The 21168-nt window shown below is 74.1% G+C and carries 16 protein-coding genes; 14 read left to right on the top strand and 2 right to left on the bottom strand.

Annotated features, from left to right (window positions below):
* Nucleotides 1–23 precede the first annotated feature (23 nt).
* The 13 genes from manA to hpf all read left to right on the top strand — a co-directional run bounded on the left by manA (nt 24) and on the right by hpf (nt 16763).
* Nucleotides 24–1199, top strand: a complete 1176-nt coding sequence (gene manA, locus QOZ88_RS09045) for a mannose-6-phosphate isomerase, class I (RefSeq protein WP_305999452.1) — start codon at nt 24–26, stop codon at nt 1197–1199.
* Between the two features lie 144 nt (nt 1200–1343).
* Nucleotides 1344–2405: a glycosyltransferase family 2 protein gene (locus QOZ88_RS09040; protein WP_305999451.1), complete on the top strand. Its 1062-nt coding sequence runs from the start codon at nt 1344–1346 to the stop codon at nt 2403–2405.
* A gap of 2 nt (nt 2406–2407) precedes the next feature.
* The gene (locus QOZ88_RS09035) at nt 2408–2851 is read left to right on the top strand and encodes a GtrA family protein (RefSeq protein WP_305999450.1); all 444 of its coding nucleotides are present in this window, start codon (nt 2408–2410) and stop codon (nt 2849–2851) included.
* A 47-nt stretch (nt 2852–2898) separates the two neighbouring features.
* The gene (locus QOZ88_RS09030) at nt 2899–5139 is read left to right on the top strand and encodes a hypothetical protein (RefSeq protein WP_305999449.1); all 2241 of its coding nucleotides are present in this window, start codon (nt 2899–2901) and stop codon (nt 5137–5139) included.
* A 59-nt stretch (nt 5140–5198) separates the two neighbouring features.
* Complete coding sequence (locus QOZ88_RS09025) at nt 5199–6008, top strand: class I SAM-dependent methyltransferase (protein ID WP_305999448.1); 810 nt, start codon at nt 5199–5201, stop codon at nt 6006–6008.
* Between the two features lie 196 nt (nt 6009–6204).
* Nucleotides 6205–8085: a glycosyltransferase gene (locus QOZ88_RS09020; protein WP_305999447.1), complete on the top strand. Its 1881-nt coding sequence runs from the start codon at nt 6205–6207 to the stop codon at nt 8083–8085.
* A gap of 108 nt (nt 8086–8193) precedes the next feature.
* Nucleotides 8194–9087, top strand: a complete 894-nt coding sequence (locus tag QOZ88_RS09015) for a GmrSD restriction endonuclease domain-containing protein (protein ID WP_305999446.1) — start codon at nt 8194–8196, stop codon at nt 9085–9087.
* A gap of 143 nt (nt 9088–9230) precedes the next feature.
* Complete coding sequence (gene ahcY, locus QOZ88_RS09010) at nt 9231–10715, top strand: adenosylhomocysteinase (protein ID WP_305999445.1); 1485 nt, start codon at nt 9231–9233, stop codon at nt 10713–10715.
* A 223-nt stretch (nt 10716–10938) separates the two neighbouring features.
* Nucleotides 10939–11655, top strand: coding sequence for an MtrAB system response regulator MtrA (gene mtrA, locus QOZ88_RS09005; RefSeq protein ID WP_091928949.1), 717 nt, complete (start codon nt 10939–10941; stop codon nt 11653–11655).
* A gap of 70 nt (nt 11656–11725) precedes the next feature.
* Nucleotides 11726–13453, top strand: a complete 1728-nt coding sequence (mtrB, locus tag QOZ88_RS09000) for an MtrAB system histidine kinase MtrB (protein ID WP_305999444.1) — start codon at nt 11726–11728, stop codon at nt 13451–13453.
* The gene (locus QOZ88_RS08995) at nt 13450–15177 is read left to right on the top strand and encodes an LpqB family beta-propeller domain-containing protein (protein WP_305999443.1); all 1728 of its coding nucleotides are present in this window, start codon (nt 13450–13452) and stop codon (nt 15175–15177) included. The genes mtrB and QOZ88_RS08995 overlap by 4 nt, the downstream gene beginning before the upstream one ends.
* Before the next feature lie 67 nt (nt 15178–15244).
* Nucleotides 15245–16030 carry a ComF family protein gene (locus QOZ88_RS08990; RefSeq protein ID WP_305999442.1) on the top strand — a complete coding sequence of 262 codons (786 nt, stop codon included), beginning with the start codon at nt 15245–15247 and terminating at the stop codon, nt 16028–16030.
* 40 nt (nt 16031–16070) lie between these two features.
* Nucleotides 16071–16763 (top strand): ribosome hibernation-promoting factor, HPF/YfiA family, encoded by a 693-nt coding sequence (gene hpf, locus QOZ88_RS08985; protein ID WP_305999441.1) that lies wholly within the window; start codon nt 16071–16073, stop codon nt 16761–16763.
* Nucleotides 16764–17012: 249 nt separating this feature from the next.
* Here the strand turns inward: hpf and QOZ88_RS08980 are convergent, their stop codons facing one another.
* Together QOZ88_RS08980 and QOZ88_RS08975 are read right to left on the bottom strand one after the other, a co-directional pair.
* Nucleotides 17013–17564 carry a GNAT family N-acetyltransferase gene (locus QOZ88_RS08980; RefSeq protein WP_305999440.1) on the bottom strand — a complete coding sequence of 184 codons (552 nt, stop codon included), beginning with the start codon at nt 17562–17564 and terminating at the stop codon, nt 17013–17015.
* A gap of 10 nt (nt 17565–17574) precedes the next feature.
* Nucleotides 17575–17967, bottom strand: a complete 393-nt coding sequence (locus tag QOZ88_RS08975) for a pyridoxamine 5'-phosphate oxidase family protein (RefSeq protein ID WP_305999439.1) — start codon at nt 17965–17967, stop codon at nt 17575–17577.
* 83 nt (nt 17968–18050) lie between these two features.
* Between QOZ88_RS08975 and secA the strand changes: the two genes are divergently transcribed.
* Complete coding sequence (secA, locus tag QOZ88_RS08970; protein ID WP_305999438.1) at nt 18051–21092, top strand: preprotein translocase subunit SecA; 3042 nt, start codon at nt 18051–18053, stop codon at nt 21090–21092.
* Nucleotides 21093–21168 lie beyond the last annotated feature (76 nt).

Raw genomic sequence — 21168 nt, 5'->3', positions numbered from 1 at the left:
GCGAGCCGTAACCTGCCCAGACGATGTGGCAGCTGAGCAACGGTGTGCGGTTCTACCCCTGGGGCAGCCGCACCGTCATCCCCGAGCTCCTGGGTGAGCCCGTGCCCGCGGACCGCCCGCACGCGGAGCTGTGGGTGGGCGCGCACCCCGACGAGCCCAGCGTGCTCTCCGACGGGCGCCCGCTGGACAAGGCGATCGCCGAGGACCCCGACCGGTTGCTCGGCACCGCGGTGGTGGAGCGGTTCGGGGCGCGGCTGCCGTTCCTGCTGAAGGTGCTGGCCGCCGAGACGCCGCTGTCGCTGCAGGCGCACCCGACGACGGCGCAGGCGGAGGTCGGCTACGCGGCCGAGGAGGCCGCCGGCATCGCGCACGACGACCCGACCCGCACCTTCAAGGACCCCTTCCACAAGCCCGAGCTGCTGCTGGCGCTCACCACGTTCGAGGCGCTGTGCGGCTTCCGCCCGGTGGAGGAGTCGCTGCACTGCCTGGCCAAGCTGCAGGTGCCCGAGCTCAAGCCCACCATCGCCGCCCTGGCGCGCGGTGGCCTGCGGGCGGCGATCCCGCAGCTGCTGGCGCTGACGGGGGAGCGGCGGACCGAGCTGGTGCACGCCGTCGCCACCGCGGCCGCCCGGTTCGTGGCGGCGCACGACCCGGAGTTCATCAACACCTACCGGTGGGCGGCGACCCTCGCCGAGACCTACCCGGGTGACCCGGGCGTGGTCATCTCGCTGATGTGCAACCACCTCAAGCTCGCGCCGGGCGAGGCGGTGTTCCTCCCCGCGGGGAACCTGCACGCCTACCTCTCCGGCGCCGGCGTCGAGGTGATGGCCAGCTCGGACAACGTGCTGCGCGGCGGGCTCACGGCCAAGCACGTCGACCTGGCGGCGCTGATCGAGGTCCTCGACTTCACCGACGGCAAGGTGCCGGTGCTCCACCCGGTGCTCGGCCCCGGCGGGCTGCGCTACCCGGTGCCGGTGCAGGACTTCGACCTCACCCGCGTGCACCTCGACGAGCAGGCGGGCACGCTCACCACGCGCGGGCCGCAGCTGCTGCTCTGCACGGAGGGCACCGCCGTGCTCGCCTCGGTCGACGGCGAGCTGACCCTGGAGAAGGGGCGTGCGGCGTTCCTCCCCGCCGGTGCGCCGGTCAGCGCCCGCGGTCCGGCCGTCCTCTACCGGGCGACGACTAACCTGGGCTGAGACCCGCACGGTCCGCGGCGCCGGCCGGCGCTGGGAATGCTGCGGCGAGGCGCGTCGTCCGTCAGGATGGCGGGGCGTGCACGACGACGTGCCACCCCGTGTCGGACCGCCCGGGGCGGCGGCCGGACCGGAGGAGGCGCCTGCATGCTGTTGTCCGTGGTGGTCCCCTGCCACGACGAGGAGCGGGTCCTGCCCGAGCTCGTCGCCCAGGTGACGGCGGTGATGGAGGACATCCCGGCCGATCTCGAGTTCGTGCTCGTCGACGACGGCAGCCGCGACCGGACGACCGAGGTGATGCAGGAGCTGCACTCGCGGGACCCCCGCGTCCGCTACGTGTCGCTCAGCCGCAACTTCGGCAAGGAGTCGGCGATGCTGGCCGGCCTCGCCTACGCGCGCGGGGACGCCGTCGTGATCATGGACGCCGACCTCCAGCACCCGCCACGGCTGATCCGGCAGATGCTCGAGCTGCTCCAGCAGGGCAACGACCAGGTGGTCGCCCGCCGCACCCGTGACGGAGACGCGTTCGGCCGGAGCATGCTCGCCCGGCTCTACTACCGGTTGGTCAACGCGCTGGTCGAGGTCCGCATCGAGGACGGGGTGGGTGACTTCCGGCTGCTGAGCCGGCGCGCGGTCGACGCGCTGCTGCAGCTGGGTGAGTACAACCGGTTCTCGAAGGGGCTGTTCGCCTGGATCGGCTTCCCGACCGCCACCATCGACTACCGCAACGAGGCCCGGTTCGGCGGGGACGCCAGCCGGTGGACGCTGCGTCGGCTGCTGAACTACGGCATCGACGGCATCATGTCGTTCAACAACGCCCCGCTGCGGCTGGCGATCTACGTGGGGCTCGTGGTCACCACGCTGGCCTTCGGCTACGCCGGCTACCTGGTGGTCGCCGCGGTCGTAGGGGGCATCGTGGTGCCCGGCTACGTGACCCTGGTGGCCGCGGTGATCGGACTCGGCGGGCTGCAACTGCTGTTCCTCGGCGTCATCGGCGAGTACGTCGGCCGGATCTACTACGAGAGCAAGCACCGGCCGCACTTCCTGGTGGCCGCGGCCAGTGACGAGCTGCCGGCCGCCGCCCGGCGCGCACCGACCCGGCGGAACACCGTGCTGGTCGGCAACTGGGTCGCGCCCGACGTCCAGGCCGACGCGGAGGAGGGGTACGTCCGGCCCCCGGTCCCGGCGGACCGCCGGCCCGCCAGGTGAGGGTGGACCGGACGACGCTGCGCCACGCCCTGCGCTTCTTCGTCGTCGGTGTCATCAACACCGGTGTCTACTACGGCACGTACCTGCTGCTGAGCCTGGTGGCGCACTACCTGGTGGCGCACCTCGGCGCGATCCTCGTCGCGATGGTGGGTTCCTTCCTGCTCAACTGCTACTGGACGTTCCGCACCCGCCCGACCTGGCGGAAGCTGGCGCTGTTCCCGCTCACCAACGCCACCAACTACGTGATGACCACGGCCGGCGTCGTCGTCCTCGTGGAGTGGCTCGGCGTGGACGAGCGGCTGGCGCCGCTGGTCGCCGCGGTGGCGGCGATCCCGGTGACGTTCCTGCTCTCCCGGCGGCTGCTGGCCGGTCGCCCGGCCGCTGCCACGGGCCCGGCGGCGGGACCCGGCGCGGGGCTCCCCGCGCCGCGGGGCGTGCCGCGGTGAGGCGGCCGGTCCCCGCGGGTGCGGTCGCCCGCGCCACCGCCTCACCGGTGAGCGCTCCGGCGGGCCGGCCCGCGGCGGCCCCGGCGGCGGCTGCGGAGGGGGCACCGCCGGCGCGACCGAGGAGGCGGCCGTCCGAGTGGGTGGTCACCCTCGCCGTCGGCGTGGCGGCCTGGGTGATCGGTGCCATCCCTTTCTGGCGAGAGCGGCTGTTCTACTACGTCGGCGACCAGTACGAGCAGTTCGCCCCGCTGTGGCATGTCTTCGGTCAGCGGTTGCGCGCCGGCGACTGGGTGACCATGGACCCGGCGAGCTGGATGGGCGGGAACTACGCCGCCGAGGGTCTCAACGGCATCTGGAACCCGGTCAGCCTCGCCAACTTCGTGCTCGTCTCCTACTTCGACGACCTCGCGCTGGCCGCCGCCGTGGTCATGGTGGAGTTCCTGGGCCTGCTCGCGATGGGCGCCTTCCTGCTGGCCCGCGAGCACGGTGCCCGCCGCTGGCCGGCCGCGGTCGTCGCCCTCGCCGTCCCGTTCTCCGGTTTCACCCTCTGGTACGAGGCCGCGGGGTGGCCTGCCGGCCTGATGGCGTTCACCTGGGTGACCTGGTTCTGGTGGGCGGCCCGCCGGCACGCGCGGGGCCGCCTCAACCCGGTCGTCCCCTTCCTCGCCGGTGCCCTGGTCATGACGACCGGCAACCCCTACGGCGCGCTCGGGATGGTCGTCGTCCTGGTGGCGCTCGGCGCCGAGCTGCTCGTCCGGCGCCGGTTCACCCGGCTGCTGCACCTGGTCGTGATGGGTGCCTGCGCCGGCCTGGTGGCCCTGCCGGTGTACCTGCCCCTGCTCGGCGCCGGGGACGTCTCCCTGCGCCAGGACCTCGCCGTCCTGGCCAACGACACCTTCCTGGTGCCCGATCTGGGCGACCTCGCGGCGGCCAGCTCACCGACCTACCTGCCCTCCATCACCAACTGGGGCGGCGCGCTCCTGGAGACGCAGCCGTCGACCTACCTCGCCTGGTTCGTGCTCCCGCTGCTGCCGTGGCTGCGCTGGTCGAGGCTGCGGCGGCGGGCGCGGTCGCTGGCCGGGCTCCTGGGCATCGCCGGCTTCTACCTGCTCGCCACGCTGGCGCCCTCCAACCTGTGGCTGTTCCGCTGGCCGGTCCGGCTGGTGGAGTACCTGTACCTGGCGCTGGCCGTCCTCTTCGCCGTCGTCCTCTCCGCCGGGCTGGCCACCGACGCGCCCCGCCGGCGGGCCCTGGGAAGCGGCGCGATCGTCCTCGGCGGCACCTACCTGGCGTGGGCGGTCCGTCCGGCCGGTCTCCTCCAGGAGCACGCCGCCGCGCTGCTGCTGGTCGCCGCCGGCACCGCGCTCGCCGTGGTGGCCCACCGGCGGCGGGGTCTGCCGGGCCTCGGTGCCGTGCTGGTCGCGGGCACCGTCGCCGTCGTCGCCTTCCAGACCACCGTCCTGCCGTTCCGGCCGGGCGGGTTCGGCCTCCGGCCGGCCTCGGACCTGTCCGCGCTGGCGGAGGGGACCACCTCCTACGAGGGCACGGTCCTGCAGCTGGCCAGGCACGACACGATCACGACGGAGCAGATGCGCGACGGCGAGATCACCTTCGGCAACCTGCTGCGACCGACCGGCACCCCGACGGTGGCCAGCTACAGCGGGATCGGCTTCCAGGAGTTCGCCGACGAGCTCTGCGTCGACTACCGCGGGGCCACCTGCCCGGAGGCGTTCGAGCGGCTGTGGCAGCCCACCGGACCGGGTTACCCGGTGCCGCTCGTCGATGCCCTCCGCGTGTCGACGCTGGTCCTGCAGCGGGACCTGCTGGGCGACGACGTGGTCGACGACCAGGAACCGCCGCCCGGCTGGCGGGTGGCCGAGCGCACCCCGGTGCGGGCCGTGTGGGTCCGCGACCAGCCGTACGCCGACGGGTCACGGGTCTCCTGGACCTCGCCCGGGGTCGAGGTCGTGGCCGGCTCGGCCGAGGAGGAGCGCGAGGTCGTCCGGTACCGCGCCGACGAGGCCGGCCGGGTGCTCTTCGCCCGCCTGGCGTGGCCCGGTCACTCGGCCACCGTCGACGGCGAGGAGGTGCCGGTGGTCGACGGCCCGGCCGGTCTGCTCGCGGTCGCGGTGCCCGCCGGTGAGCACACCCTGGTGCTCGACTACGCCCCGCCCGGTCTGCGGACGGGTGCGGTGGCCGCCGCGGGCGCGGCGCTGGTCGCGCTCGTGCAGGCCGGGCTGTGGTGGTGGCAGCGGCATCGCGGGCGAAGGCGATTACGGGCCCGGTAGCCGCTACGGTCGCCCCCTGTCCGGCATCTTCCCTGGTGCCGGTGAGAGGGAGTGGTCGCATGTCGCGAGGCCGGCGGGGCGGGCGAACGGGCGGGGCCGTCCGGGACCGGGTGGTGCAGGCGCTGGCCGCACCGGTCCGGCGCCTGCTGGCGCCGCTGGTCAGGGACGTCGTCGCGGCCGAGGCGGACCGGGTCATCAGCGCCCTCCACGAGGTGGAGTTCCGCCAGCGTCGCGACCTGCTCGCTGCCGGTGAGCGGGACGCCGCCGTCAGGTCGGCGCGCTTCGCCGCGCAGGAGATGCCGACGGCCCGCGCCTTCCACGACCGGACGAGCACTCTCGAGCACGGGCTGGAGCTCGCCCCGCGTGGCGGGATGGCCCTCGAGTTCGGCGTCTTCGAGGGGCGTTCGCTGGAGGTCGTCGCGGCCGGGCGCGGGCGCCGCGAGGTGTACGGCTTCGACTCGTTCGAGGGGCTGCCGGAGGACTACCGGCCGCACGTCCGCACGGGCGCGTTCGCGGTCGGTTCGCTCCCCGACGTGGAAGGCGCCGAACTGGTCGTCGGCTGGTTCGGGGAGACCCTGCCCGGCTTCCTGGCCACCCACCCGGGACCGGTGGACTTCGTGCACGTCGACGGCGACCTGTACTCCTCGGCGGTGACGGTCCTCGACCTGGTCGGCCCGCGGCTGACCGCCGGGTCGGTGCTGGTGTTCGACGAGTTCTTCAACTTCCCCGGCTGGGAGGCGCACGAGTTCCGTGCCTGGCAGGAGTGGCTGGCCCGCACCGGCGCCCGGGCGGAGTACGTGGCCTACACGTCCAACGACGAGCAGGTGGTCGTGCGCCTGACCGAGCCGGGCCACGCGCCGGCCGGATGATCCCGGCCGGGGCCTCCCGCTGCGGCGTTCGCGCGGCGGGCGCCCGTGGCCGAGCGCTCCGCGCCGAGTCGTTCACGGAGCGTCACGACTGCAGCGGGTACGCGCCCGGCCGGGTACGTCGGCGGATTGCCGCTCGCGGGGGCCGGTTACGTTCCACCCCATGCGCCGGCGTCCGAACGGAGAAGACACCTTGGTGATGGCCGTCCAGCCCCAGACGACCCCGGCTCCGGCCGCCACGCCGGAGCCGGCTCCGCGCCACGGGCGCCTGCTCGCGCAGCGCACGCTGTTCGCGGGCCCCAACCCGGACGTCCCGGCCGACCTGTACTGCACGACGGTCACCGGGGTCGCGGTGCGCGAACGCACCCGGCTCGTCCTCGACGGCCACGCCGCGGTGTCCACGAACTCCTACTTCGGCAGGTTCCCCGCGTCGTACTGGCAGCGGTGGACGTCCGCGCGCTCGGTGGACCTCCACGCGGTCGTCAGCGGCGGTGGCCTCGTCCGGGTCATGGCCTCCGACAGCGAGGGCACCGCCCGGACGGTGGCCACCCAGCAGGTCCGGGACGCCCACGAGCAGCCGCTGACCCTCACGCTCGCCCTCGACCGGTTCGTGGACGGCGGCGCGTTCTGGCTCGAGCTCGAGACCGACGTCGACGGGCTCGTCGTCGACCACGTGAAGTGGTCGGTCGCCACCATCCGGCCGCGGCGGGCGACCGCGGTGGTCATCTGCACCTACAACCGGGCCGACGACTGCCTGGCCACGCTCCGCACCCTCGCGGCCGACCGCGCGGTGGCCGGCGAGCTCGCGGCGGTCTACGTCGTCGACCAGGGCACGGACACCGTGGAGAGCCGCCCGGGGTTCGCCGACGTCCGCGAGGCCCTCGGGCCGGCGCTGCGGTACGTGCGGCAGCCCAACCTCGGTGGGGCCGGCGGGTTCACCCGCGGCATCTACGAGGCGGTGCGGAACGAGACCGTGGAGCGGGTGAACCTGCTGCTCATGGACGACGACATCCGGCTCGAGCCCGACACGGTCGTGCGGCTGCGGGCCCTCGCCGACCGCGCGGACGAGCCGGTGCTCGTGGGTGGCCAGATGCTCAACCTGCTGCACCCCGACCGGCTGCACGTCGGGGCGGAGTCGGCCGACCTGTCGATCCTGCGAGCCGGCAAGCCGGTGCCCGATGCGCTCACCGACGCCGACCTCACCGAGGAGCAGCAGGACCTGCGGGTCGACGGTGACTACAACGCCTGGTGGACCTGCCTTATCCCGTCGGAGGTCGTCTCGGCGGTCGGCTACCCGCTGCCCGTCTTCTTCCAGTGGGACGACATCGAGTTCGGGCTGCGGGCCCGCGCGGCCGGCTTCCCGACGGTGACCCTGCCCGGTGCAGGCGTCTGGCACGCCGACTTCTCGTGGAAGAACTGGGACGACTGGTCGCGCTACTTCAGCTACCGCAACTCCCTGATCACCAGCGCTCTGCACAGCGACTTCGACCGGCGGAGCATCGCCGAGCACCTCGCCAAGCAGCTCGTGGACGCCCTCGTGTCGATGCGCTACGGCCTGGCCGCGCTGCTGATCCGCGCGGTGGAGGACTTCCTCCGGGGCCCGGAGGTGCTGGCCGACGGCGGAACGGAGACGGCGGCGCAGATCCGCAAGCTCTGGGGGGAGCACCCCGAGACGAAGAACCACCCGGCCTCGTCGGTGCCCGGTGTGGCTGCGGTCGACATGCGGCGGACCGCGCCGGCCGGTGCGCCGTCGATGCTGGGCCTGGTCCTGGTCAAGCGGATCCTCTGGCAGCTGCGCCAGCGGAACCAGGGCACGGCGGCGATCAACGCGGCCGACGCCCACTGGTGGCACGTGTCCCTCTTCGACACCGCGGTGGTGACCGACCCGTCCCAGGAGGGGGTGCGGCTGCGGCGGTTCGACCGCGAGGTGATGCTGCGGTCGGCGCGGCAGGGTGCGTCGGTGCTGGTGCGCCTCGTGCGGGAGGGCGGCGGTGCCCGCGACCGCTGGCGCGCCGCCCTGCCCGAGCTCTCCGACCGGCAGACCTGGGCGCGGCTGTTCGAGAGCGAGGCCGGCCGCTGACCTCCGCCGGCACGTCCTGACGCCGCCCACCTCGGCGTTGCGCCGCCGGGCTCGCGGCGGACCGGCCTAGCGTCGGGCCGTTCGCCGTCCGGCTGGTGGGGGAGTCACGTGCACGTCCGACCCGGGTTCCGGCCGCGCCGGCTGGCCGCCGCCCTCGTGGGCCTGGGTCTGCTGGCGGCGCTGCCGGCCTGCGAGGCGGTGGACGTCGCCGAGAGCGGCGACCGTACCGGGGCGACGTCGGAGGGCCCCGCGCCGGTCGCCGGCTCCGCACTGGCGGCGCTGGACGCGCTCGAGGTCAAAGGTCGCGCGCCGAGGACCGGCTACGACCGCGACGAGTTCGGCGACGGCTGGGTCGACACCGACCGCAACGGCTGCGACACGCGCAACGACGTCCTGGCCCGCGACCTGACGGGGGAGACGTTCGAGCCGGGCACGCGGGACTGCGTCGTCCGCACCGGCACCCTCGCCGACCCGTACTCGGGCAGCACGATCGCCTTCCGGCGCGGCCAGGACACCAGCGACGACGTGCAGGTCGACCACGTGGTCGCGCTGTCGGACGCCTGGCAGAAGGGCGCGCAGGCCTGGGACGGGGAGCGCCGGGTCCGGTTCGCCAACGACCCGCTCAACCTGCTCGCCGTCGACGGGCCGCTCAACATGCAGAAGGGCGACGGCGACGCCGCCACCTGGCTGCCGCCGGCGAACGGCTACCGGTGCGCCTACGTGGCCCGGCAGGTCGCCGTGAAGGCCGGCTACGGGCTCTGGGTCACGCAGGCCGAGCGGGATGCCATGGCCGGCGTGCTGGCGCGGTGCCCCGACGAGCCCCTGCCGGCCGGTGCCTCGCTGCCCGCCGTCGGGTCCGCACCGGACGGGGCCGCCGCGCCGGCGTCCTATGCGGACTGCGCCGCGGTCCGCGCGGCCGGCGCCGCACCCATCCACCGCGGCGAGCCGGGGTTCTCGGAGCGGTTCGACGGCGACGGGGACGGCGTCGGCTGCGAGTCCTGACCCGGCGGCCGGCCGCCGCCGACCGGGCCCCGCCCTATCCTGGACGGCGGTACGAGCCCCGCCGAAGCCTCGGCATGCTCGCTCATCCTCAGCGACCCCTCAGCGCCCGCCGGTCCACGGTCGGGCGCGGACACTGGAGCGACATGACCGCCAGCACTGGCACCCGCACGCTGACCGACGGCGACCACAAGGTCGCCGACCTCTCCCTGCACGGCTTCGGCCGCAAGGAGATCCAGCTCGCCGAGCACGAGATGCCCGGCCTCATGGCGCTGCGCGCCGAGTACGGCGACGCGCAGCCCCTGGCCGGCGCCCGCATCGCCGGTTCGCTGCACATGACGGTGCAGACCGCCGTCCTCATCGAGACGCTGACCGCGCTGGGCGCCGACGTCCGCTGGGTGAGCTGCAACATCTTCTCCACCCAGGACCACGCCGCCGCGGCGATCGTCGTCGGCGACGGCACCCCCGAGCAGCCTGCCGGTGTGCCGGTGTTCGCGTGGAAGGGTGAGACGCTGCCCGAGTACTGGTGGTGCACCCAGCGGCTGTTCGAGTTCCGCGACGAGTCGGGGGCGGTCGTCGGCCCGAACATGCTGCTCGACGACGGCGGCGACGCCACCCTGCTGATCCACCTGGGCACCCGCTTCGAGGCCGAGGGCGCCGTCCCCGACACCACCGAGGCCGACTCCGAGGAGTACGGCGTCATCCTCGACGTGCTGCGCGGCTCGCTCGCCGACGACGCGGGCTACTGGACCCGCATCGGCCAGGGCATCGCGGGCGTCACCGAGGAGACGACCACCGGCGTCATGCGGCTCTACGAGCTCGCCCGCGACGGCCGGCTGCTGTTCCCGGCGATCAACGTCAACGACTCGGTCACCAAGAGCAAGTTCGACAACCTGTACGGCTGCCGTCACTCGCTCATCGACGGCATCAACCGGGCCACCGACGTGATGATCGGCGGCAAGGTGGCAGTCGTCTGCGGTTACGGCGACGTCGGCAAGGGCTGCGCGGAGTCGCTCCGCGGCCAGGGCGCCCGGGTGATCGTCACCGAGATCGACCCGATCAACGCCCTGCAGGCCGCGATGCACGGCTACGAGGTGACCACGCTCGACGAGGTCATCGGCAAGGCCGACATCATCATCACGGCCACCGGCAACAAGGACATCATCAGCGCCGACCAGCTGGGCCGGACCAAGCACCAGGCGATCATCGGCAACATCGGGCACTTCGACAACGAGATCGACGTGGCCGGCCTGGCCCGCACCCCCGGCATCACCCGGACGACGATCAAGCCGCAGGTCGACGAGTGGCGGTTCGCCGACGGCCACACGATCATCCTGCTGTCCGAGGGCCGGCTGCTGAACCTGGGCAACGCCACCGGGCACCCCAGCTTCGTCATGAGCGCCTCGTTCGCCAACCAGGTGCTCGCGCAGATCGAGCTGTGGAACAACCGCGCCGCCTACGAGGGGCAGACCCCCGGTGTCACCGTGCTGCCGAAGAAGCTCGACGAGCACGTGGCCCGGCTGCACCTCGACGCCCTCGGCGTGAAGCTCACCGAGCTGACCAAGGTGCAGGCCGACTACATCGGCGTCCCGGTCGAGGGCCCCTACAAGAGCGACCACTACCGCTACTGAGAGGACCCCGCTGCCCCACGCCTCGCAGGCTCGGCGCGGGTCCCTGCAGCGGGGCCTTTCCCTCACCTCACCAGGGGGGCATAGGAAGCTTTACCTGCGTCTTCGGGCCCCGATACGCAGGTAAAGCTTCCTATGCCTACGGGCGGATCCGGTCGTCCCACCCGCCCCGGCAGCCACCCGCGCGAGTGGGGTGCGGCCCCGTCGGCGCCCTGAACAGCGCAGAATGGGTGCCGTGCCACCCACCGCTCCCCAGAACGGGCCCAGCCGCGGCCGTGTCCTCGTCGTCGACGACGACGCCGCCCTCGCCGAGATGCTCGGCATCGTGCTGCGGCGCGAGGGGTACGAACCCGCCTTCGTCTCCGACGGCAACCGCGCGGTCGGCGTCTTCCAGCAGACCCGGCCCGACCTGGTGCTGCTGGACCTGATGCTGCCCGGGCGCAACGGGCTGCAGATCTGCCAGGACATCCGCACCCAGTCGACGGTGCCCATCGTCATGCTCACCGCGAAGGGCGACACGATCGACGTCGTCCAGGGGCTCGAGGCCGGCGCCGACGACTACGTCACCAAGCCGTTCAAGCCGGTCGAGCTGGTCGCCCGCGTGCGGGCGCAGCTGCGCCGGGGGGAGACCGGGCAGGCGGAGAACCTGAGCATCGGTGACGTGCAGATCGACGTGCCGGCGCACCAGGTCAGCCGGGACGGCGTCCCCATCTCGCTCACGCCGCTGGAGTTCGACCTGCTGGTGGCGCTGGCCCGCAAGCCCCGCCAGGTGTTCACCCGGGAGCTCCTGCTCGAGCAGGTGTGGGGCTACCGGCACGCCGCCGACACCCGCCTGGTGAACGTGCACGTGCAGCGGCTGCGCGCCAAGGTCGAGAAGGACCCCGAGAAGCCCGAGGTCGTGCTCACCGTGCGCGGCGTGGGCTACAAGGCCGGCCCACCGTGACGGTCAGCGAGTCGAGCATCACCGTGTGCGGGCTCCCCGCTCCCGGCGCCGACCGGGTGACACTGGAGCGGTGACAGCCACCCGGACCCCCGAGACGGGCACGGGTGCGGACCGCTTCCCGCCGGGGGGCGGAGGCCGGCCGGGCACCCGCGAGGAGCTGACTCGGCTGGGGCGCGGGCTGCGCCGCCGGGCCGGGCGGGCGCACCGCCGCACGAGGCGGACCCTCCGCGAGCTCGGCGCCCGGGCGGCCCGGACCTGGCGCTCGTCGCTGCAGGTGCGCATCGGCGCCATCACCATGCTGCTCGCCGGCACCGTGGTCGTGATCGTGAGCCTGGTGCTGTTCAGCCAGATCAAGGACCAGCTGCTCGACGTGAAGCGGCAGGCCGCGATCGACCAGGTGCAGGCCGGCGTCGTGTACGCCCAGAGCGAGGTGGCCGGCATCGCGACCGGCGACGCCGCCAGCGTCCGGGCCACCCTCGCCCGCACGGTGAACCAGCTGCTGGACCGCGGCGGTGCGGCCGGTGACTTCGACGTCGTCATGGTCTACCGGCCCTCCGGCGGCGCCGAGATCCCCGCCACCAACCGCCGGCCGCTCACCGCCGCGCTGCCCCAGGAGCTGCGGGCCGCGGTGGACGCCGGCAACCAGGCCTCGAAGTACGACATGGTCCCCGGCGACGCGGGTGACCCCCGGCCCAGCCTGGTGGTGGGCGCACCCGTGACGGGGGACGCGCAGGGGCCCGACCGGATCGAGCTCTACTACGTCTTCCCGCTCCAGCAGGAGCAGGAGAGCCTCGGCCTGATCCGCACCACCGTGCTCATCAGCGGCGTCGCGCTCACCCTGCTCGTGGTCGGCATCGGCGTCCTGGTCACCCGGCTGGTGGTGGACCCGGTGCGGCAGGCGGCCGGCACCGCGCAGCGGCTCGCCGAGGGCCAGCTCGAGGAGCGGATGGCGGTGCGGGGCGAGGACGACCTGGCGCGGCTGGCGACGAGCTTCAACGCGATGGCCGACAGCCTGCAGCGGCAGATCACCCAGCTGGAGGGGCTGTCCCAGCTGCAGCAGCGCTTCACCTCCGACGTGTCGCACGAACTGCGCACCCCGCTGACCACCGTGCAGATGGCCGCCGAGGTGCTGCACGAGGCGCGGGAGGACTTCCCAGCGCACGTGGCCCGCTCCGCCGAGCTCCTGCGCGCCGAGCTCGACCGCTTCGAGGCGCTCCTCACCGACCTGCTCGAGATCAGCCGGTACGACGCCGGCGCGGCCGTGCTCGACTCCGCCCCCGCCGACATGGGGGCGCTGGTCGGCCGGGTCGTCGACGGGATGAGCGCGCTGGCCGAGCGGCACGCCTGCGAGCTCGTGGTCACCCGGCCGGACGAGAGCGTCCTCGCCGAGGTCGACGTCCGCCGGGTGGAGCGGATCCTGCGCAACCTGGTCGGCAACGCGATCGAGCACGGGTCCGGCCGCCCGGTGGAGATCACGTTGGCGGCCAACCGGTCGGCGGCCGCGGTCACCGTGCGCGACCACGGCGTGGGCCTGAGCCCGGGGGAGGCGCAGCACGTGTTCGACCGGTTCTGGCGGGCCGACCCCTCCCGGGTGCGCACCGTCGGCGGCAGCGGGCTGGGCCTGTCCATCAGCCTCGAGGACGCCCGCCTGCACGGCGGCTGGTTGCAGGTGTGGGGCCAGCCGGGTGCGGGTGCGCAGTTCCGGCTCACGCTGCCGCTGGTGGCCGGCACCGACCTGACCAGCTCGCCGCTGCCGCTGCGACCGGTGAAGCTCCGCCGACCGGGGGTGCTGCGGTGAGCCGGCGCGCGTCGGTCGCCCTGGCGCTGCTCACGGCGGTGCTGACCCTGGTCTCCTGCTCCACCGTGCCCACCGACTCGGCGACGGTGCTGATCACCCAGGCGCCGGCCGGGGTGCCGGAAGCCGTCGGCATCGAGCCGGTCGCCCCGGTGCCGGGGGCCAGCGCCGAGGAGATCGTGCGCCAGTTCATCGACGCCGCGGCCAGCACCGTCCGCCGTCACCCGGTGGCCCGGCAGTACCTCGCGCCCGGACCGGCCGAGAACTGGCAGGACGACAGCGGGATCAGCGTCATCGGTACCGACTACGCCGTGGTGACGACGGACGAGGGCGCGGTCACCGTGACCGCGAACCTCCTCGGGACGGTCGACCCCCGCGGGGTGTTCACCGTGGCCGAGCGCGGCGTCTTCACCCGTGACTTCACCCTGGAGCAGGTCGACGGCGAGTGGCGGATCACCAACCCGCCCGACGGGCTGATCATGCTCGAGCCGGACTTCCGGCGGCTCTACGACCCGGTGGACGCCTACTTCCTCGACCCGACCCTGTCGCGCGTGGTCCCCGACCCGCGCTACCTCATCCGCGGGGAGTCCCAGCCCACCGCGGTGGTGGAGCGGCTGATCACCGGGCCGTCGGCGGCGCTGGCCGCCGGCGTCCTGAATCCGCTGAGCGGCGTGGAGCTGAGCTCCACCGTCACCGTCGAGGGGCAGACCGCCACCGTGGAGCTCAGCGGCCTGCCGGCCGAGCCCGCCCCGCTGCTCGCCGAGATCTGCGCCCAGCTGGTGTGGAGCTTGCAGCAGCTGGTCCGGCCGCGGATCGTCAACGTCGTCGTCCTGCTCGACGGGGAGCCGATCACCCCCGACGGCGTGCCGCGGCAGCAGACCATCGAGGACTGGGCCTCCTTCGACCCCGACGCGGTCCCGGTCGACGGGGTCGGCCACTACATCGACTCCGGGGCCGTGGAGACGGTCCCGCAGGGCGATCCGGTCCCCGGCCCGGCGGGCGAGGGGCGCTACGGGCTGGACAGCGCCGCCGTCGCGGCGGCCGGCGGGCAGCTCTCCTTCCTCACCGGCGTCCGCACCGACGAGGCGGGCGCCACGCTGCTCGCCGGCCCCTACGGCGGGGAGCTGGCCCCCGTGCTCAGCGGGGCCTCGATCAGCGCACCCACCGTCGCCGCGACCCGCACGGAGGCGTGGGTGGTGCGCGACGGCACCGAGCTCGTCCGGGTGCCCGCCGGGGGGCCGCCGCAGCCGGTCGCCGCCCCGACCCTTCCGGGTCTTGGGCGTGCCGAGGTGCTGCAGCTCTCGCCCGACGGCGTGCGCGCCGCCGTCGTGATCGACGGCGCCCAGGGCCGCCGGGTGCACGTCGGCACCGTGGTCCGCTCCGCGGACGACGGCGCGGTGGTGCTGCGCGATCTGCGCGACGTGGCGCCCACCCTGGCCGGGGTCATCGACGTCGGCTGGCGGGACAGCGGCAGCCTGATGGTGCTCGCGGGCGACGCGGGCGAGGACCGCATCGTCCCGTACACGGTCGGGGTCGACGGCTGGGGGCTGGCCCCGGTGTCCACCTCCGGGCTGCCCAGCCAGCCGACGGCGCTCGCGGTTGCACCGTCGCGGCAGGCGCTGGTGAGCGCGGGTGCCACGATCTGGCAGCTCGCCGGCGGCCGGTGGGTGACCCTCGTCCGCGGCGCCGAGCCGCTGCCCGGGACGGCGCCGTTCTACCCGTCCTGAACCGGGCGTCGTCCACAACCGCCGGCGGAGGCCTCCCGGAGGCCGACCCGGCGGGCAGGCTGGGGCGGTGGGCCCCGGGGTGCTGTCGGCGCTGGCCGACCTCGTGCTGCCCCGCTGCTGCGCCGGGTGCGGGCTGCCGGGGGCGGTGCTCTGCGCCCGCTGCGCCCGGCTGCTCGCCGCACCCCACCTGGCGTCGCCCCGGCGGTTCCCGGCGGGGTTCCCCCCGACGGTCGCCGCCGCTGCCTACGCCGGCCCGGTGCGGCCGGTGGTCAACGCCTTCAAGGAACAGGGGCGGGCGGAGCTCGCCGCGCCGCTGGGCACCGCGCTGGCCCTCGCCGTCGCCGCCGTCCGGCTGGGCGTCGACGGGGATCCGCCGCTGCTGCTGGTGCCGGTCCCCGCATCCCGCGCCGCCCTCCGGTCCCGGGGCAGGGACCACGTGCGGGAGCTGACCCGTCAGGCCGTGGCCGAGCTGCGGGCGGCCGGGGTGGTGGCCGACGAGGGCCGGGTGCTGCGCCGGCGCGGCCGCGTCCGGGACTCGTCGGGGCTGTCGGCCGCAGAGCGGCGGGCCAACCTGGCCGGCACCTTCGAGGTCACCGGCCCGCACCGACCGGCCGGTGACCTGGTCGTCCTCGTCGACGACGTCGTCACCACCGGGGCCACGCTGACCGAGGCGGCGCGGGTGCTGGGAGGCGCCCCCGGGGCGGCCGGCCCGGTGGTCGCGGCCGTCGTCGCGGCCACCCCGCGGACACCGGCCGGCCCACCGCAGGCCACTCCCGCGAGCGCCGGGTACCGGCCCGGGACCGTCCTCCACCACGACCTCGATCGACTGTCGCGGTCCCGGGGGAGGGACTAGCGTCGAAGCGACCAACGCCCGTCCCCAACCGGGAGGTCCCATGGAGATCGTGGTCCGTGGTCGCAACGTCGAGGTCCCTGAGCACTACCGCCAACACGTCGAGGACAAGGTCGGCCAGCTGGAGCGGTTCGACGCCAAGCTGTCCCGCATCGACGTCGAGCTCTTCCACGAGAAGAACCCCCGCCAGTCGGCCAGCTGCCAGCGCGTGGAGATCACGCTGCGCGGCAAGGGTCCGGTGGTCCGCGCCGAGGCCGCGGGCCCGGACTTCTACGCGGCGCTCGACCTGGCCTGCGCCAAGCTGGACAACCGGCTGCGCCGGGCGGCCGACCGCCGCCGGGTGCACCACGGCCGGCGGACCCCCGACAGCGTGCGCCTGACCGGCGCCGCGCCGGACACCGGTCACCCCGAGCTGACCATCGAGCAGCAGCTCGAGCTCGACCGCGAGCTCGCGTCGGGGCCGCACGTCACCGACCTCGACGAGCACCTGCCCGGGCAGATCGTGCGGGAGAAGCACCACCCGGCGACGCCGATGACCGTCGACCAGGCGCTCCACGAGATGGAGCTGGTCGGCCACGACTTCTTCCTGTTCCAGTGCGCCGACACCGGCCAGCCGACGGTCGTCTACCGCCGGCACGCCTACGACTACGGCCTGATCCGCCTCGCGCCCGTGTCGCAGGACGGCGGCGCCCCGGCGTCCGCGCCGGCCGCGGTGCCGCAACCGGCGAACGCCTGACCGGGCGGGGGGGGGGGGGGGGGCGGGCCCCCCCGCCCCCCCCCCCCGGGCCCGCCCCCGCCCCCGGCGTCCGCGCCGGCCGCGGGGCCGCAACCGGCGAACCCCTGCCCGGGCGGGGCACGGCCGCCGGCCGTGCCCCGCTCCGCCGCCGGCCGTGCCCCGCTCCGCCGCCGGCCGTGCCCGCTCCGCCGCCGGCCGTGCCCGGTCCAGTCGTCGGCCGTGCCCGGTCCAGTCGTCGGCCGCCCCGGCTCAGTCGCCGGCGAGCCGGCCGAACAGCACCGCGTCGGTCCGGCTGCCGTCGCGCTGGTCCAGGCAGGCGCGCACCACGCCCTCCTCGCGGAAGCCCGCACGCCGGGCCACGACCTGCGAGACGGTGTTCGCCACGTCGACGAACAGGTGCACCCGGGAGGCGCCGAGCCCGAGCGCCCACCCGGCGAGCGCGTGCGCCGTCTCCGCGGCGTAGCCGTTGCCGCGCGCCCAGGGTGCGACCGTGTAGCCGATCTCCGGGCCGAGGCGCCCGGGACGGAGGTAGAGCCCTGCGGTACCGGCCAGCTCCCCGCCGGCCTCGACGACGACGGAGAGCCCCGTGCCGTCGGACCGCTCGCGCATGGCCATCTCCTCGACGAACCGGCGGGCGTCCTCGCGCATGTACGGCACCGGGATCGTCGAGATCCAGCGCTGGGTCTCCGGGTCCTGCGAGGCGCGGTGCACCGCCTCGACGTCGGCCGGGCGGAAGGGACGCAGCACCAGCCGCTCGGTGCGCACCGTCTCGGTGGTCAGGTCGACGGCGGAGAGATCCACCGGCCCATCCTCAGGCGTTGCCGAGGATGCGGTCCACCGAGATCTCGATGACCACGCGGGCCGGATTCTCCCGGGGCCGGCGGTACCGCTGCGCGTACCGCTCGACGGCGTCGGCCACCGACGCGGCGTCCTCGCGCACCACCGCCGCGCCCTCGAGGGTGGCCCAGCGCCGCCCGTCGACCTGGCAGACGGCGACCCGCGCCTGGCCCGCGCGGACGTGCCGGGCCTTGGCGGAGGTGCCGGAGGTGATCACCCGGGCGGTGGTCGTCGCCGCGTCGTAGGTGACGCCGACCGGGACGACGTGCGGCGTGCCGTCGGGACGCAGCGTGGTCAGCGTCGCGAGGTGCCGCTCGGTGAGGAACTCCAGCAGTCCGGCGCCCGGGTCGGACGGATCGCGGGCCATCGCTGCAGCGTACGGATGCGACGCGTGGTGCCCGGCGAGGTCGCCACGGACGCAGTCGTGGCCGGGCCGCCTACGCTGGGGTCGTGCTGTTCTCGAAGATCCTCCGTGCCGGTGAGGGCAAGCTCGTCCGACGCCTCGGCAGAATCGCCGACGCGGTGGAGTCGCTCGCCGACGACTACACCGACCTCTCCGACGCGGAGCTCCGGGCCAAGACCGACGAGTTCAAGGAGCGCCACGCCGACGGGGAGTCCCTCGACGCGCTCCTGCCCGAGGCGTTCGCCGTCGTCCGGGAGGCGGCCACCCGCACCCTGGGGCAGCGGCACTTCCGGGTGCAGCTCATGGGCGGCGCGGCGCTGCACCTGGGCAACATCGCCGAGATGCGCACCGGTGAGGGGAAGACGCTCACCGGCGTCCTCCCGGCCTACCTCAACGCGCTGTCCGGCAAGGGCGTGCACGTCGTCACGGTCAACGACTACCTGGCCAAGCGCGACGCCGAGTGGATGGGCCGGGTGCACCGCTTCCTCGGGCTGTCGGTCGGCAGCATCCTGTCCGGCCAGACCCCCGCGCAGCGGCGCGAGCTCTACGCCTGCGACATCACCTACGGCACGAACAACGAGTTCGGCTTCGACTACCTGCGCGACAACATGGCGTGGAGCAAGGCCGACCTGGTGCAGCGCGGGCACCACTACGCGATCGTCGACGAGGTCGACTCGATCCTCATCGACGAGGCGCGCACCCCGCTGATCATCAGCGGCCCCGCCGAGACCAGCGCCAAGTGGTACGGCGAGTTCGCCCGGCTGGTCCCGATGATGAAGCGCGACGTCCACTACGAGGTGGAGGAGGACAAGCGCACCGTCGCCGTCACCGAGGAGGGCGTCGAGTTCGTCGAGGACCAGCTCGGCATCGACAACCTGTACGAGGCGGCCAACACGCCGCTGATCAGCTACCTGAACAACGCGCTCAAGGCCAAGGAGCTGTTCAAGAAGGACCAGCAGTACATCGTCAGCAACGGCGAGGTCCTCATCGTCGACGAGTTCACCGGCCGCGTGCTGGCCGGCCGCCGCTACAACGAGGGCATGCACCAGGCCATCGAGGCCAAGGAGAAGGTGAAGATCAAGGACGAGAACCAGACGCTCGCCACGATCACCCTCCAGAACTACTTCCGCCTCTACGACAAGCTCTCCGGGATGACCGGTACGGCGCAGACCGAGGCCGCCGAGCTCAACCAGACCTACTCCCTCGGCGTCGTCCCCATCCCCACCAACCGGCCGATGGTCCGGCAGGACCGCTCCGACGTCATCTACAAGACGGAGCAGGCCAAGTTCGACGCCGTCGTCGACGACATCGCCGAGCGGCACGAGGCCGGTCAGCCGGTGCTCGTCGGCACCGCGAGCGTCGAGAAGTCCGAGGTCCTCTCGAAGTTCCTGCTGCGGCGGGGCATCCCGCACGAGGTCCTGAACGCCAAGAACCACGCCCGTGAGGCGGCGATCGTCGCCCAGGCCGGCCGCCCGGGCGCGGTCACGGTGGCCACCAACATGGCCGGCCGGGGCACCGACATCCAGCTCGGCGGGAACGCCGAGTTCATCGCCGACGAGGCGCTGCGGGCCCGCGGGCTCTCCCCGGCGGAGACGCCGGAGGAGTACGAGGCCGCCTGGGACGAGGCGCTCGACGCGGCCAAGGCGCAGGTCAAGGCCGAGCACGAGGAGGTCACCGACGCCGGTGGGCTGTACGTCCTCGGCACCGAGCGGCACGAGAGCCGGCGCATCGACAACCAGCTGCGCGGCCGCTCCGGCCGGCAGGGCGACCCGGGCGAGTCGCGGTTCTACCTGTCCCTGGGCGACGACCTCATGCGCCGCTTCAACGGCCCGATGCTCGAGTCGATGATGAACACCCTCCGGGTGCCCGACGACCAGCCCATCGAGTCCAAGATGGTCAGCCGGGCGATCCTCTCGGCGCAGACCCAGGTCGAGCAACAGAACTTCGAGGTCCGCAAGAACGTCCTGAAGTACGACGAGGTGCTCAACCGCCAGCGCACCGTCATCTACGACGAGCGGCGCAAGGTGCTCGAGGGCGCCGACCTGCACGAGCAGGTGGCCTCGATGGTCGACGACGTCGTCTCCGCCTACGTGGACGGCGCCACCGAGACCGGGTACGCCGAGGACTGGGACCTCGATCAGCTGTGGACCGGGCTCAAGGCGCTCTACCCGGTGGGGATCACCGTCGAGGAGATCGTCGAGCAGAAGGCCGGCGGCGAGCAGTCCGACCTCTCCGCCGAGGACCTCAAGACCGCGATGCTCGACGACGTCCACCGCGCCTACGAGGAGCGGGAGACGGCGCTGGGCGCGGAGGTCACGCGCGAGCTGGAACGGCGGGTGCTGCTCAGCGTGCTGGACCGCAAGTGGCGCGAGCACCTCTACGAGATGGACTACCTGCGGGCCGGGATCCACCTGCGCGCGATGGCCAACCGCGACCCCGTCGTGGAGTACCAGCGCGAGGGCTACGACATGTTCGTGGCGATGCTCGACGGCATCAAGGAGGAGTCCGTCGGGTTCCTGTTCAACCTCGAGGTGAAGACCAAGGACGAGCAGGAGGCCGAGGCGAAGGCCAAGCAGGCCGAGGCCGAGGCGAAGGCGCTCGCCGCCGCGCAGGAGGGCACGGCCAAGGTGCTGGCCCGCCAGGCCGCCGCGGCGCGGGCGGCGGTCGGGACGGCAGCGGCCGCGACGGCCCGCCGGTCCGCGCCCGTCCCCGAGGCGCCGGCGGCGCCCGTGACCGAGGCGGCGCCCGCGGCTGCGGCGGCTCCCGAGGCGCCTGCTCCCGAGGCGCCCGCTCCCGAGGCGCCGGCGGCCCAGGTGGCGCCGGCTCCCGATGCACCCGCGACCGAGGAGCCGGTGGCGGAGAAGGCTGCGCCGGAGCTCACGGTGAAGGGGCTCGACGAGCCGCGCCGTGCGCCGGAGAACCTCACCTACTCCGCGCCCAGCCTGGACGCCTCCCCGGCCGAGAGCGGTCGCACCAAGGCGGCCAAGACGGCGACGGTCACCGGCACCAAGGAGACCCCGCGGAACGCGCCCTGCCCGTGCGGTTCGGGCCGGAAGTACAAGCAGTGCCACGGAGCGGCCGGCACCTGACGCCCGCCCCCCGCTGACGGGGGCCCCGCCCCCCCCCCCGGCGGGGGGGGGCGGGGGGGGCCGGCCCCCCCCCCCG

It is taken from the genome of Blastococcus carthaginiensis (genome assembly GCF_030731085.1).
In the GTDB taxonomy this organism is placed as follows: domain Bacteria; phylum Actinomycetota; class Actinomycetes; order Mycobacteriales; family Geodermatophilaceae; genus Blastococcus; species Blastococcus carthaginiensis.
This window is presented reverse-complemented; position numbering and strand designations above follow the sequence as displayed.

What these genes read in the sequence shown, in the direction of transcription:
- QOZ88_RS09040 (WP_305999451.1), top strand. Translation starts at nt 1,344, where the DNA reads ATGCTGTTGTCCGTGGTGGTCCCCTGCCACGACGAGGAGCGGGTCCTG.
- manA (WP_305999452.1), top strand. Translation starts at nt 24, where the DNA reads ATGTGGCAGCTGAGCAACGGTGTGCGGTTCTACCCCTGGGGCAGCCGC.
- mtrA (WP_091928949.1), top strand. Translation starts at nt 10,939, where the DNA reads ATGGGTGCCGTGCCACCCACCGCTCCCCAGAACGGGCCCAGCCGCGGC.
- ahcY (WP_305999445.1), top strand. Translation starts at nt 9,231, where the DNA reads ATGACCGCCAGCACTGGCACCCGCACGCTGACCGACGGCGACCACAAG.
- QOZ88_RS09025 (WP_305999448.1), top strand. Translation starts at nt 5,199, where the DNA reads ATGTCGCGAGGCCGGCGGGGCGGGCGAACGGGCGGGGCCGTCCGGGAC.
- hpf (WP_305999441.1), top strand. Translation starts at nt 16,071, where the DNA reads ATGGAGATCGTGGTCCGTGGTCGCAACGTCGAGGTCCCTGAGCACTAC.
- QOZ88_RS09020 (WP_305999447.1), top strand. Translation starts at nt 6,205, where the DNA reads ATGGCCGTCCAGCCCCAGACGACCCCGGCTCCGGCCGCCACGCCGGAG.
- QOZ88_RS08975 (WP_305999439.1), bottom strand. Translation starts at nt 17,967, where the DNA reads ATGGCCCGCGATCCGTCCGACCCGGGCGCCGGACTGCTGGAGTTCCTC.